The following is a 14593-nucleotide window of genomic DNA, read 5'->3' as shown; positions in this document are numbered from 1 at the left end:
TGCCGCCGTCGCAGTGCGGGATCGTTTCCGATATTTTCACGAAGTTCTGCGCCAATGGCAGCACGTCGCGAAAGAGGGTGCGGTCTTGAAACTGGAACGGGATCTGGGTGGCGATCTTCAGCGGGTCGGCATGATCGACCAGATCGATGCGCCCGCCCTGCTGATCGGCGGCGATCATACCGTACGCCACGCCAACAGCGCCTGCGCGCAATTGATCGCTGCCGGTGGCGACGCGCGGGGGCTGTCCGTGGCGACGTTTGTCGATCCGGCCTCTTGGGTGGCGTTCAAGGACGCAAAGAGCGGGGATGCGCCCGGGCGGTGGCAATTGCGTCTGATCGGGGCCGACCACATCCTGTCGGTGACACCGCTGACCTGCGGCGACGCCCGGATGCGCGAATATCTTGGGCTGATCCACCCGCAAGACGGGACCGGCAGCGCGCCCGACCTGCTGGACCGCTGGCAACGCATCGTCGACCACCTGAGCGATGGTGTCTGGGATATCGACGTCGACAGCGACGACCGGTTCCGGTCGAACGGCTGGCGCAAGTTGCGGGGGCTGAAAGCGGACGATCACAGTCGCGACAGCCGCGAGGACTGGGTCCAGCACATTCATCCCGAGGATCGCACGGCGGTCGATATCGTCGCCGGGGAGCTTCTGGCCGGGACCCGCCACAGTTTCGAGGCCACCTATCGCGAACGCCATGCCGACGGGCATTGGATCTGGATCGAAAGCCGGGGTCAGGTCACCCGGCTTACGCCGGACGGCGGGCCCGCGCATATCGTCGCGACCGACCGCGATGTGACCGAACTGCGCAAGACCACCGACCGCCTGCACGAGATGGAGGCGTCGCGCCAGTTGTGGCAGGTCGCCGTGGAAAGTGCCGGACAGGGTTTGTGGGATCACGATCTGGTGTCGGGGAAACGGTTCTGTTCCGACATCTGGCACGCGCTGCGCGGGCTGCCGCCCGGCGAGGGCCACCGTGCGACGCAGAACGACTGGTTCGCGAACGTCCACCCCGACGACGCCGACAGGCTGCGCGCGGCCATTGCGCGGATCGACGACGGGGAGACCGATGAAATCCGGTACGAATATCGCGAGCGTCACGCCGACGGGCACTATGTCTGGATCCTGAGCCAGGGGCGCGTGATGTCGCGCGGGCCGGACGGTCGCCCGGCGCGGATCATCGGCAACGATACCGACGTCACGCGGCTGAAATCGCGCACGGATGCGCTGCAAAGCGTATCGCGCACGCTGGAACTGGCCGTGACGACGGCCGGCATCGGCGTGTGGGAATTCGACCTGCGCAAAAAGGAAACGACATGGGACCGGCAGATGTTCGCCATCTACGGGCTCGACCCCGCAACGACGCCCTCGCTTTCAGGTGTGTGGGAAAGGCACCTGCACCCCGAGGATCGCGCGGCGACGATCGCGGCGGCGCAGCAGTGTCTGGACACCGGCGAAGATTTCATCCTCGATTACCGGATCACACGCAAGGACGGGACCGTGCGGCATATCCGGTCGCGGGCGTCGCATTTTTCGGACCCCGGCGGCGGGCACAAGCTGATCGGCGTGAATTGGGACATCAGCGCCGACCGCAAGCGTGCGGACGTACTGCGGGAGGCCAATGCGCTGGCGCGCAAGCAGAACACCGCACTGGAAGCGGCGCGCGCGCAGATGGAATTCGACGCGCTGCACGACACACTGACCGGTCTTGCGAACCGACGTAAGTTGGACGATTTCGAGCGCACGACGCGGGACCGCCCTGCTGTGCTGCACATCGATTTGGATCGCTTCAAGCAGGTCAACGATACGCTTGGCCACGCCGCAGGCGATCAGGTGATCATTCACGCAGCCGGAATCCTGACACGACATGCGCCGGAGGGCGCGCTGGTCGCACGGGTGGGTGGTGATGAGTTCGTCATCTACATCCCCCGCGCACCTGCCGACCGCGATCTGGCCTCCCTGGCCGAACGGATCATCGCCGCCGCGGGCAAGCCGCTCATGATCAAGAACCATACTTGCCGGTTCGGGATGAGCGTCGGGATCGCCACGGACCGCGACGATACACAGGCCGGTACGACCCTGTTCGCCAATGCCGATCTGGCGCTTTATCTGGCCAAGAACGATGGCCGGGGGCGGTTCCGGTTCTACAACGATGATCTGAAGACCGCCGCCCAGGCACGCAACCGGCTGGCCGACGAGATTCTCACCGGGCTGCAGAACGACCAGTTTTATTGCATCTATCAGCCGCAGTTCGATGCGCGCACGCTGGACCTGTCCGGCGTAGAGGCACTGGTGCGGTGGAAACACCCCAGCGGAGAGACGATCCCGCCGGACAGGTTTTTGCCCGTCGCGGAAGAGTTGAACGTGGTCGGCCGGATCGACCAGCTTGTGCTGGATCAGGCGATCCGTGACATGGGCCAGTGGCAACGCGCGCGGCTACCTGTGCCGCGCATGTCGGTCAACGTCTCGGCGCGGCGACTGGCCGATCCGGGCCTGTCCGACAAGTTGCAGACGTTACGCGACGCGCCGGGTGAATTTGCGTTCGAACTGCTGGAATCGGTCTTTCTGGACACGCAGGACGAACAGCTGGCGGCCAACCTCGCGTTCATCCGCGATATGGGGATCGATATCGAGGTGGATGACTTCGGGACCGGTCACGCCTCGATCGTCGGGCTGCTCAAGCTCAATCCGGCGCGGCTGAAAATCGACCGGGAGCTTGTCGGCCCGGTGGACACATCGGCCAAGCACCGGCGGCTGATCAAATCCATCATCGAAATTGGGCGCGTGCAGGGCATCGCCGTGGTCGCGGAAGGGGTGGAGACACCGGCCCATATCGACGTGTTGCGCGATCTTGGCTGCGACTATCTGCAAGGCTACGGGTTGGCCAGTCCGATGCCCAGGCATCAAGTCATGGCGCTCTTGAACGCCGCGCATTCCAACGGGCGTTACAGCCCCTACGACGGGAAACCCGCGGCGGGCTGACTTCGGGTCAGATGCCACTTGCGGCCCAGATCAAATGCGCGATGCTGTGCCGGACAAATCTGGAGGGCAAGCGATGGCAAAACTGGCATTTTTGGGTCTTGGCGTGATGGGTTACCCGATGGCGGGGCATTTGCAGGCCGCCGGGCATGACGTGACTGTTTTCAACAGGACCTGTGAGAAGGCAGCGGCCTGGGTGAATGAACATGGCGGACGGCAGGGCGACATACCGCGCGCGGCGGCGGAGGGTGCCGAGATGGTGATGGCCTGCGTCGGCAACGACGACGATCTGCGCAGCGTCTGCCTGGGCGACGACGGTGCCTTTGCAGGCATGGCGAAGGGGAGCGTTTTCGTTGACCACACGACAGTTTCCGCCGCAGTGACCAAGGAACTGGCCGACGCGGCGGGGGAACGGGGGATCGGCTATGTCGATGCGCCGATTTCCGGTGGTCAGGCGGGTGCAGAAAACGGTCAGCTGTCGATCATGTGCGGTGGCGCGCAAGATCATTACGATGCCGCCGAAAAGGTGATCACGACCTATGCCAAGCTGTGCCGGCGGATCGGTGACGTGGGCGCGGGGCAGATGACTAAGATGTGCAACCAGATCGCCATCGCAGGACTCGTGCAGGGGCTGTCGGAGGCTTTGCATTTCGCCCAGAAAGCGGGGCTAGACGGTGCCGCAGTGGTAGAGGTGATCAGCCAGGGCGCCGCCGGAAGCTGGCAGATGTCGAACCGCTATCAGACCATGCTGAACGATCATTACGACCATGGATTCGCGGTGGACTGGATGCGCAAGGATCTGGGCATCTGTCTGGCGACGGCGAATGAAAACGGTGCCAGCCTGCCGGTGACTGCTCTGGTCGATCAGTTCTACAAGGACGTGCAGAAACTGGGCGGCGGGCGCTGGGACACGTCGTCGTTGCTCAAACGGCTGGCGGCGATGGGGTAGCGCGGGCGGACTTGTTCAGGTGATCACGTCAGGCTTCTCGCGGCCCAGACTGCCGCGGAAGCCGACCAGTTCCTCGGCCGCCGCGATGATCGGGGCGAGCGCCTGTTGCGGGTCTTCGTCCAGCTTGTCGGGGTCGGTTTCCAGCCGTTCGAGGTAAAGCCGCAGCGTCGCCCCGCTGGTGCCGGTGCCGGACTTGCGCAGCACGAAGCGCGAGCCGCCCTTGAAGAGGACACGCAGGCCCTGCTGGCGCGACACGGAGCCGTCGACCGGATCGGTATAGCTGAATTCATCCGCCTGATCGACAATGAGGTCGCCGATCGTCGCCCCGGCCAGCGTATCCAGATCGTCGCGCAGTTTTTGATAGGCGGCTTCGGCCTGATCGGTATCCACGGCCTCGTAATCATGACGGGAGTAGTAGTTGCGGCCATAAGTTTTCCAATGGTCGCGCAGCAGTTCACCCACGCCCTTGCCAGTCGCGGCGATGATGTTGAGCCACATCAGCACCGCCCAAAGCCCGTCCTTTTCCCGAACGTGGTCCGAGCCGGTGCCGAAACTCTCCTCGCCGCAGAGCGCGACCTTGCCCGCGTCCATCAGGTTGCCAAAGAACTTCCACCCCGTCGGTGTTTCGAAGCACGGGATATTCAGCGCCTTTGCCACACGGTCCACCGCGGCGGAGGTGGGCATCGACCGTGCCACACCGGGCAGGCCGTCCTTGTAGCCGGGCGCGTTTTTCGCGTGGGCGGCGATCAGGGCGAGGCTGTCGGACGGGCTGACATAGACGTTGTGGCCGACGATCATGTTCCGGTCACCATCGCCATCGGAGGCGGCGCCGAAATCGGGGCCGTCCTCCCTGAACATCTCTTCCATCAGCTCGTGCGCCCAGGTCGGGTTCGGGTCGGGGTGCATGCCGCCGAAATCGGGTAGCGGGGTACCGTGCACGACCGTGCCTTTCGGCGCGCCCAGCCGGTTTTCCAGCACTTCGGTCGCATATGGGCCGGTGATCGCGTTCATCGCGTCGAAGCGCATGGTGAAGTCCTCGGAGAACAGCGACCGGATTGCGCCGAAGTCGAACAGGGTTTCCATCAGGTCCGCGTAGTCGGAGACCGGATCGACCACGGTGACCAGCATATCGCCGAGGTGGCTGTCACCGATCACGTCGATATCGGGCGCGTCGCCATCCCAGATTTTGTAGCTTTCGATGCTGCCGGTCTTGGCAAAGATCGCGTCGGTCACGCTTTCAGGTGCGGGGCCGCCGTTGGCCATGTTGTATTTGATGCCGAAATCCTCATCCTCGCCACCGGGATTGTGGCTGGCCGACAGGATGATGCCGCCGTCCGTCTTGTTCAGCCGGATCAGATGCGATGCGGCAGGCGTGGACAGCAAGCCGCCCTGCCCCACGATCACCCGTTTCGCGCCGTTGGCCGCCGCCATGCGCAGGATGGTGCGGATGGCGACATCGTTGTGAAAGCGCCCATCGCCGCCGACCACGAGCCTCTTGCCCTCCACACCGCCGATCCCGTCAAAGATCGCCTGCACGAAGTTTTCAAGGTAGTGATCCTGCATGAAAACCTTTGTTTTCTTGCGCAGGCCCGATGTGCCGGGCTTTTGATCGTCGAAGGGTGTGGTGGAAACCGTCAGGATCGGCATGGCTTACTCCTTGGTTGTGATGGGCGTCCGGGCGAACACCTGAACTGCGTTCGCCTGCGCCGGCACGAGGGGTCCTGTCAGGCAGACCGGCCCATCGGTCGGGAAGGCGGTGTTCAGGACCTGCTCCCAGACCAGACCAGGCGCGCTGGGTGGCAACTGCACCTCGCAGGCGGGGCCGTTGTTGAAGACCAGAAAAAGGACATCGTCGGAGGCGGCGTAGGCGGGCGTGTCGGAGGATGTCCGCACCTCGACGCAGATGGTGTGCAGATCGGGGCGCTGCCAGTCCGCGGTCTCCGGCTTGCTGCCATCGGGCAGCCGCCAGAACAGATCGGGGATGCCGTCCTTCTGGCGCGGGCGCGAATGCAGGAACCGGTTCTGTCGCAGGACCGAATGTTTGCGGCGCAAAGCGGTCAGGCGATGCACGAAAGCGAGCAGGTCGGTGTCCGCATCGTCCCAGTTGACCCAGCCGATGGGGTTGTCCTGACCGAAGGTGTTGTTGTTGCCGTGCTGCGTGTTGCCGATCTCGTCACCCGACAGCAGCATCGGCGTGCCTTGTGATAGGAACAGCGTGGCGAGGAAGTTACGCTTGCGCTGGGCGCGGGCCGCGTTGATCGCGGGGTCGTCCGTCGGCCCTTCGACGCCCATGTTGTCGGAATAGTTGTCATCCTTGCCGTCGCGATTGTCTTCGCCGTTGGCCGCGTTGTGCTTGCGGTCGTAGCTGACCAGATCGTTCAGCACCATGCCGTCGTGCACCGACACGAAATTCACCGAAGTGGTGGCGGCACGGCCGGAATGGTCGAACTGGTTGGCACTGCCGAGAATGCGCTTGGACAGCTCGGACACATTGGCCTCGCCCTTCCAGAACTTGCGCACACCGTCGCGGTATTTGTCGTTGTATTCCAGAAACGGGTGCGGGAATGCGCCGAGTTGGTAGCCACCCGGCCCGAGGTCCCATGGCTCTGCGATCAGCTTCACGTCGGCCAGAACCGGGTCTTGCCGGATCGCGTCGAGGAAGCCGCCGTTGCGGTTGAAGCCTGTGGATTCGCGCGCCAGCACGGTAGCCAGATCGAAGCGGAAGCCATCGACGTGCATCACCTCGACCCAATAGCGCAGGCTGTCCATGACCATCCGCAGGACCATCGGGTGCGCGACGTTCAGCGTGTTGCCGGTGCCGGTCTCGTTGGTGTAGTAACGACCGCCCCCGGTCAGCCGGTAGTAGGATTTGTTGTCGAGGCCGCGGAACGACAGTGTCGGGCCGAAATGATTGCCCTCGCCCGAGTGGTTATAGACCACGTCGAGGATCACCTCGATCCCGGCGGAATGGAAGCCTTTGACCATCTGCTGGAATTCGACGATGTCGTCGTGGCCCAAATAACGCGGTTCGGGCGCGAAAAAGCCGATGGTCTGGTAGCCCCAGTAGTTCGACAGCCCGGCATCGAGCAGGAACTTGTCGTCCAGAAAGGCGTGTGTCGGCATCAATTGGACAGAGGTGACCCCGAGCTTTGTCAGGTGGTCGAGGACCGGGGCGCTGGACATGCCGGTGAACCGTCCGCGCTGATGCTCCGGCACGCCGGGGAACTGGGCGGTCATGCCCTTGATGTGGGCTTCGTAGAGAACGGTATCGGACCGACCGATCCGCGGTTTGCGGTCGCCGCGGACAAAAGGCACCGGGTCGGCCACGATGGAGCGTGGCACATAGGGCGCACTGTCGCGCATGTCGAAGGTCAGATCTTCGTGCGGCGCACCGACCTTGTAGCCCATCACCGCGTCGTTCCATTCCAACCCGCCGCTGATCTGCTTGGCGTAGGGGTCCAGCAATAGCTTGTGGTGGTTGAAACGGTGCCCCTCTTCGGGCGCGTAGGGGCCGTGCACCCGGTAGCCATAGGCAGCACCCGGGGCGAGGCCATGCACATAGACGTGCCAGATGTCGCCGTCGCGTTCCATCAGCGGGATGCGTGCGACCTCGGTGCGGGTATCCTCGGCGAACAGGCACAGTTCCACCCGCTCGGCATGTTCGGAGAACACGGCGAAGTTGACGCCGAACCCGTCGTAGGTCGCGCCGACAGGATGTGGTCTGCCGGCGGCCAGCGCGTGGTTGCGCAGCTTGTGCGGCAAAAGGGCAAGTGTCACGGTCAGAGTGCCTCGTAGAGTTTCGCATATCTGGCCGAGGACGCGCCCCAGCCGAGGTCTTGCGTCATCCCGCGTTTCTGCATGGCCGTCCAGCCCTTCTTGTCGGCGAAGGCCCGGATCAACTGGTTCAGCGCGCGTGACAAGCCCAGCCTGTCGATGCCCTGAAACACGATGCCGGTGCTGACACCGGCGGCGAGCGCTACCGGGTTGGCGTTGATCACCGTATCGGCAAGCCCGCCGGTCGCTGCGACGACGGGGACCGTGCCGTAGCGCAGGCCGTAAAGCTGGGTCAGGCCGCAGGGCTCGAACCGGCTGGGCACGAGGACCGCATCGCCGCCGCCGAACATCCGGTGCGACAGCGCCTCGTCATAGCCGATGCGCAGGCCGACGCGGCCGGGGTTGCGGGTGGCCAGCGCCTGCAACTGCCCTTCGAGCCACGGATCGCCTGAGCCAAGGATCGCAAGACCGCCACCCTGAGAGACGAATTCGTCGGCACATTCCACCAGCAGGTCGATGCCCTTTTGTTGGGTCAGGCGGCTGACGACGATGGCCAGCGGCCCGTCGATGTCCGACAGGTTGAATTCCTTGCAGAGTGCCGCGCGGTTCTTCGCTTTGCCGCCCATCTTCCCGGCGCTGTATGGCGTGATGGCCGGATCGTTGGCCGGGTCCCAGACGGAATCGTCGATGCCGTTCAGGATACCGGTCAGGTCCTTGGAGCGAGAGGCGATCACACCGTCGAGACCCATACCGAAATCCGGTCGCATCAATTCCTCGGCATAGGTCGGGCTGACAGTTGTGATCGCATCCGCCGTCACCAGACCCGCCTTGAGCGTGCTGATCTGGCCCCAGTATTCGAGCCGGTCGGACGTGAACGCAGCTGCGGGCAGCTTCAGCGCGGCGAGTTTGTCCGCCGGGGTCACGCCCTGGAAAGCGATGTTGTGCACCGTCATCACCGTCTTCACGGGCGATTTGGCAAAGCGCAGATAGGCCGGCGCCAGTCCGGCCTGCCAGTCGTGGGCGTGCAGCACTTCCGGCGTCCAGCCATCATTCAGCCCGTTCTGCGCGATCTGTGCCGCAGCCCAAGACAGAGCGGCGAACCGTTCCGCGTTATCGGCAAAATCGACGCCGTCGCCGTAGGGGCCACCCTTGCGGTCGTAAAGATGCGGCGCGTCCAGTAGAAGCATGGCCGCCCCGCCCACATCGACGGCCAGCACCTTTGCAGCGTCGCCGAAAAGATCGTCGGTCTGCCAGACGACCTTTACGGCCTTGGTTTTCTTTATCAACCCGCGATAGGCGGGCAGCAGCGTGCGCATATCCCAGCCATGATCCGCCAATGCGGCAGGCAATGCACCGGCAACATCCGCAAGCCCGCCGGTCTTGATCAGCGGGACGCATTCGGAGGTGACCGACAGGACCCGTTTCATCAGCCGTTCTCGGCGTTGTAGCGGGCGATCATCTTTTTGGTGATCAGCACGGTTCCGCTTTCAGAGCGGTTGAACCAACGCGCGTCGGCTTCCTTGTCCTCGCCAACGACAAGGCCTTCGGGGATCACCACGCCACGGTCGATGACACATTTCGTCAGCTGCGCGTTACGGTTCACCTCGACGTAGGGCAGTGCGACGACGCCGTGCAGTTTCGCGAAGGAGTGGGTGCGCACACCGGTGAACAACAGGCTTTCCGAGATTTCCGAACCGGAAATGATACAGCCCCCCGACACCAGCGACGATACGGCGGACCCGCGCCTTTCGGGATCGTTGTGGATGAATTTTGCCGGTGGGACGGCCTCTGAATAGGTCCAGATCGGCCAGCTCGTGTCATAAAGATCAAGCGGCGGGGTGAAGTGCGTCAGGTCGATATTGGCCTGCCAGAACGCGTCGATGGTGCCGACGTCGCGCCAGTATGGCTCCTTTTCAAGCCCGGAGGTGACACAGCTTTCCTCGAACCGGTGCGCCATGGCTTTGCCGTTGGCGACGACATGGGGAATGATGTCATGGCCGAAGTCATGGCTGGAGTTGCTGTCTTCCTTGTCCTTCAGCAACAGGTCACGCAGGAAATCCCAGCGGAAAACGTAGATGCCCATAGAGGCCAGCGCATGGTCGGGATCGCCGGGAATGCAGGGCGGGTTTTTCGGCTTTTCCAGAAAATCGGTGATCCGGCCCTTTTCATCGGTGTGCATGACGCCGAAGGCTTTTGCCTCGTCCAGTGCCACGGTCAGGCAACCAATCGTCACGTCCGCACCTGTATCCAAGTGCTGCTGCAGCATGATCTCGTAATCCATCTTGTAGATGTGATCACCGGCAAGAACGACGATGAAATCGACGCCATAGCTGTCGATGATGTCGATGTTCTGAGTCACGGCGTCGGCGGTGCCCTGATACCAGTTTTCGTCGTTCATCCGCTGGCTGGCGGGCAGGATATCGAGGTATTCGTTCCGTTCCGCCCGCAGAAAGCCCCAGCCCCGCTGGCAATGGCGGATCAGTGAGTGCGCCTTGTACTGCGTGGCGATCGCCATTTTGCGGATGCCGGAGTTGAGCGCGTTGGACAGGGCGAAATCGACGATCCGGGTCTTGCCGCCGAAAAACACCGCAGGCTTGGCGCGATCATCGGTCAGTTCTTTCAGGCGGCTACCACGGCCCCCAGCCAGAACGAATGCCATCGCCCGGCTGGACAGCCTTTGGTTGGGTCTTGCTTACATGTCGTCGTCCTCCCCATTCATATTCATATTTCACCGCCATTCCGCGTCGGCCTGAAAATCAGCGTCGATAGCGGCGGCAGCGTCAGTGTCGCGGATTGCGCCTCTCCCATGGCGGCAATCTGCTCGGTCGTGACCTGCCCCAGATTGCCCCGGCCCCCACCGCCGTAATCGGTGGCATCGGTGTTGATCACCTCGTCCCAGACTCCGCCAAGCGGAAATCCGACGCGGTAGCCGGTGCGTTCCAGCGGCGTCATGTTGATCACAACCACGAGCGGCGGATCATCGTTCCGCCCGAAGCGGGCGAAGGCAAAGACGGATGCCTGCATATCGCCACCTTCGAGCCACTTGAAACCCTCGGGTCGGCAGTCGTTGACGTGCAGACCCGGTTCGTCGCGATAGGCCCTGTTCAGGTCGCGGATCAGTTTCTGGACGCCGTCATGGCGCGGTTCGTGCAGCAGGTGCCATTCCAGTTGCTGGCCGTGGTTCCATTCGCCCCACTGCGCGAACTCGCACCCCATGAACAGCAGCTTCTTTCCCGGATGCGACCACATGAACCCGTAGTAGGCGCGCAGGTTGGCGAACTTCTCCCAGTCGTTGCCGGGCATCTTCGCGATCATCGACCCTTTGCCGTGCACGACCTCGTCATGGGAAATCGGCAGGACGTAGTTTTCCGAGAACGCGTAGTCGATGCCGAAGGTCATCTTGTGATGATCGTAGGACCGGTAGATCGGATCGGCCTCCATGTAGGACAGGGTGTCGTTCATCCAGCCCATGTTCCATTTGAACCCGAACCCCAGCCCGCCGTGATCTACGGGACGGGACACGCCGGGAAAGGCGGTGGATTCCTCGGCCACAGTCATGATGCCGTCGACCGCGCCGTAGGTGTTGATGTTCATGTTCTGCAGCAACGCGATGGCTTCGTAGTTTTCGCGGCCACCATCCTTGTTCGGTATCCACTCGCCCGCATTGCGCGAGTAGTCGCGGTAGAGCATCGAGGCCACGGCATCGACGCGGATACCGTCGAGGTGGAATTCCTCCAGCCAGTAGAGCGCGTTGGAGGTGAGGAAATTCGCGACCTCGGGACGTCCGAAATTGTAAATGTAGGTGTTCCAGTCGGGGTGATAGCCCTCGCGCGGGTCGGCGTGCTCGTAGAGCGCCGTGCCATCGAAGCGTGCCAGCCCGTGTTCGTCGGACGGGAAGTGCCCCGGCACCCAGTCCAACAGCACGCCGATGCCACGCTTGTGCGCCGCGTCGATGAATGCGCGGAATTCCTTCGGCGTGCCGTGCCGGATCGTGGGCGCGTAAAGACCGATGGGCTGATACCCCCAGGAGCCGTCGAAGGGATGCGCGGAGATCGGCATCAGTTCGATATGCGTAAAGCCAAGGTCGACCACATAGTCGATCAGTTGCTCCGCCAGTTCGGTATATGACAGCGGGCGGCCACCCTCGACGCGGCGCCAGCTGCCTATATGCACCTCGTAAATACTGATCGGTGCGTCGATGTTCTGCAGGGCAGCACGCTTGTCCATCCAACCGCCATCGCGCCAGTCCGGGTCGGCCAGATCGCGCACGACAGAGGCCGTGGCAGGTGGATGTTCGGCTCCGAAGCCGACGGGATCGGCCTTTTGCGTCACGTGATGGTCGGCACCCAGCACGGCATATTTGTACACCGCCCCCGCGCCGACGCCCGGCAGGAAAATTTCCCAGATGCCCGAGGCCCCCCTGCGCCGCATGCCATGGCGCGCCTCGTCCCAGTGATTGAAATCACCGACGACGGCGACCCGTTGTGCATTGGGCGCCCAGACCGCGAAATGCGTACCTGCAACACCGTCATGCTGCATCACATGCGCACCCAGCGCGTGCCAGATGCGCTGATGCTGGCCGGTCCCGATAAAGTAGAGATCGTCGTCGGTCAGAACCGGGCCAAAGCGGTACGGGTCCTCGACCTCCCAGGTGGCGTCGGCGTTGTTCGCGCGCAGGCGGTAAGCCCCGCGCCCCGGCACGATCCCGCGAAACACGCCCTGCGCGATCGGGGTCAGGGGTACCGGCTTGCGCCGCGGCGTGATCGCAGCGACGGTTTCTGCCCCCGGGATGAACACTGTAACCTGTCGATCCTTGCCGACGAGATGCGGCCCGAGGATGTCGAACGGCGCGCCATGCCGTCCGTGCACCAGCGCCTCGATGGCAGGCCGATCGTCGAGCGTGATCGCGTTTTCGGTCTTTGACATCCCAACCCCTTTTTGGTTGCCGGCACGCAACGAATGAAAGCATTGCACGATTCTCCAACGCATTCAAAGCGGTTTGGGTCCCGTTCAGGGCGCGCGATAGGGTGCGATCAGGTCGCCGGGGGCCGGTGTTGCGGCGTAGATCGCCCGCGCAATGGCCCGGCTGAGACAGACGGATGCCGCATGACCGATGACGAGCAGAGCCGTATCATCGACAGGTGCGGCATCGGTCGCGGTGGACAGACCGAAGACCAGATCGCCGTCGAACGGCGTGTGCGCGGGTACGACGGCGCGGGCGATCCCATCATGGGCGGCGACCGCCAGACGATGGCATTGCGCCTTTGTCAGTGGCGCATCGGTCGCCACGACGGCGACCGTCGTATTTGACCGGTCTGTCGCCTGCAGGTGCATCGCATGGCTTTTGCGACTGTCGGGCAGTTGGAAGACACCCCCGGCGGTGTCCACCCCGCGGCCGCCGAATTCCTGCCCGACCTCGAACGGGGCGGCCCAGAAATGCACGTCACCCGGTGTCGTGACGCTGCCGATGGGGTTTGCCGCCACGAGGGCGGCGACGGTCGTGCCGTCGGGCAGTACGAACGAAGCGGAGCCCAGCCCCCCCTTCTGCATCGCGGCCATCGCCCCGGTACCGGCGCCGACCGAGCCCAGCGCGAAGGTCTTTGATGCGGCGGCATAGGCCGCGCGACCCAGTGCCGCGTAGGGGTTGGCCTCCCACGCCTTTTCGCCGCCGTTGAGCAGATCGAACAGGATCGCGCCCGGCACCAGAGGCACCCGCACCGGCCCGACGGCGAAGCCGCGACCGGCGGCGCGCAGGGCATCCATCACACCCGAGCAGGCATCCAGACCGAAAGCGGAGCCGCCGGACAGCACCAGCGCATCGACCCCCGCGACGGTCTTGTCCGGGGCCAGCAGATCGGTTTCGCGGGTACCGGGCGCGCCGCCCATGACATGAACGGAGGCCACGAACGGCGCATCCGCCGTCAGCACGGTGACGCCGGATTTGACGACATCGTCCTGCGCATTGCCGACCTTCAGGCCCGCGATGTCGGTGATGAGATTTCGGGGTCCGGGTTTCATCGTGTCTGATCCCATGGAGCGGCTGCGCCGCACGATATTTTTGATGTTTGGCCCGTGCCGGGCCAATTGGAGGTTTTGCACCTCCAAACCTCCGCAAGGTATTTCCGACCAAAAGAAATCAGATACACCGCCCGCCGTCGACCTCCATCGCGACGCCCGTCACCATGCTGGCCTCGCCGGAGCACAGATAACAGGCGGCATTTCCCATATCTTCGGGGGTAGAGAAGCGACCCAGCGGGATCGTGGCGAGGAATTTGGCCCGCACTTCCGGCGTGTCCTCGCCCATGAAGGATTTCAGCAGCGGCGTCTCACCCGCGACTGGGTTGATCGCGTTCACACGAATCCCGTGCGGGGCAAGTTCGACGGCCATGCCCTTTGTCGCGGTGATCATCCAGCCTTTCGACGCATTGTACCAGGTCAGCCGCGGGCGCGGGGAGACGCCGCCGGTCGAGGCGACGTTGAGAATGACGCCCCGACGGCGGTCCTTGAAATGCGGCACGATTGCCTGCGCGGTCAGATAGACTGACCTGATGTTCACGGCGAAGACCTTGGCGAAGTCATCATCGCTCACGGTTTCAAGATCGGCTGGAAGGTGCGTGGCACCGGCGTTGTTCACAAGGATATCCAGCGCGCCCCAGCGCGACAGGGCTGCGTCGCACATGGCCGTGACGCTGGCACGGTCGGAGACATCGCAGTCTTGCGCAAGACCGCCGATTTCCTCCGCAATGGTCTGTGCTGCCGCCATGTTGATGTCGGCGACCATGACCTTTGCGCCTTCGGCGGCGAATTTCCGGGCGATTCCCGCGCCGAAACCCGACCCGCCACCGGTCACGATTGCCGTCTTGCCGTTCAGTCTCATTCCCATGCTC

Annotated in this window: 9 protein-coding genes; 2 read left to right on the top strand and 7 right to left on the bottom strand. The window is 63.6% G+C overall.

From position 1 onward, the window contains the following. Nucleotides 1-85: 85 nt before the first annotated feature. A complete protein-coding gene (locus tag AC04PH_RS01780) occupies nt 86-2986 on the top strand; it encodes a sensor domain-containing protein (RefSeq protein WP_483064026.1) in 2901 nt (966 codons plus the stop codon). Nucleotides 2987-3059: 73 nt separating this feature from the next. After that, complete coding sequence (locus AC04PH_RS01775; RefSeq protein WP_483064025.1) at nt 3060-3932, top strand: NAD(P)-dependent oxidoreductase; 873 nt, start codon at nt 3060-3062, stop codon at nt 3930-3932. A 15-nt stretch (nt 3933-3947) separates the two neighbouring features. On the opposite strand, the gene AC04PH_RS01770 is transcribed toward AC04PH_RS01775, so the two are convergent. The 7 genes from AC04PH_RS01770 to AC04PH_RS01740 all read right to left on the bottom strand — a co-directional run bounded on the left by AC04PH_RS01770 (nt 3948) and on the right by AC04PH_RS01740 (nt 14583). Next, on the bottom strand, nt 3948-5579 hold the full coding sequence (locus AC04PH_RS01770) for an alpha-D-glucose phosphate-specific phosphoglucomutase (RefSeq protein ID WP_483064024.1): 1632 nt from the start codon (nt 5577-5579) through the stop codon (nt 3948-3950). Nucleotides 5580-5582: 3 nt separating this feature from the next. Continuing rightward, nucleotides 5583-7709 (bottom strand): glycogen debranching protein GlgX, encoded by a 2127-nt coding sequence (gene glgX, locus AC04PH_RS01765; protein ID WP_483064023.1) that lies wholly within the window; start codon nt 7707-7709, stop codon nt 5583-5585. A 2-nt stretch (nt 7710-7711) separates the two neighbouring features. After that, nucleotides 7712-9133 (bottom strand): glycogen synthase GlgA, encoded by a 1422-nt coding sequence (gene glgA, locus AC04PH_RS01760; protein WP_483064022.1) that lies wholly within the window; start codon nt 9131-9133, stop codon nt 7712-7714. Beyond that, the gene (gene glgC / locus AC04PH_RS01755; protein WP_483064021.1) at nt 9133-10365 is read right to left on the bottom strand and encodes a glucose-1-phosphate adenylyltransferase; all 1233 of its coding nucleotides are present in this window, start codon (nt 10363-10365) and stop codon (nt 9133-9135) included. Before glgC ends, glgA begins: the two co-directional genes overlap by 1 nt. Nucleotides 10366-10427: 62 nt before the next feature. Continuing rightward, the gene (gene glgB / locus AC04PH_RS01750; RefSeq protein WP_483064020.1) at nt 10428-12632 is read right to left on the bottom strand and encodes a 1,4-alpha-glucan branching protein GlgB; all 2205 of its coding nucleotides are present in this window, start codon (nt 12630-12632) and stop codon (nt 10428-10430) included. Between the two features lie 84 nt (nt 12633-12716). Beyond that, nucleotides 12717-13724 (bottom strand): P1 family peptidase, encoded by a 1008-nt coding sequence (locus AC04PH_RS01745; protein ID WP_483064019.1) that lies wholly within the window; start codon nt 13722-13724, stop codon nt 12717-12719. A 118-nt stretch (nt 13725-13842) separates the two neighbouring features. Then, nucleotides 13843-14583: a glucose 1-dehydrogenase gene (locus AC04PH_RS01740; RefSeq protein ID WP_483064018.1), complete on the bottom strand. Its 741-nt coding sequence runs from the start codon at nt 14581-14583 to the stop codon at nt 13843-13845. Nucleotides 14584-14593 lie beyond the last annotated feature (10 nt).

The sequence above is a fragment of the Yoonia sp. KMU-150 genome, assembly GCF_056858355.1.
This window is presented reverse-complemented; position numbering and strand designations above follow the sequence as displayed.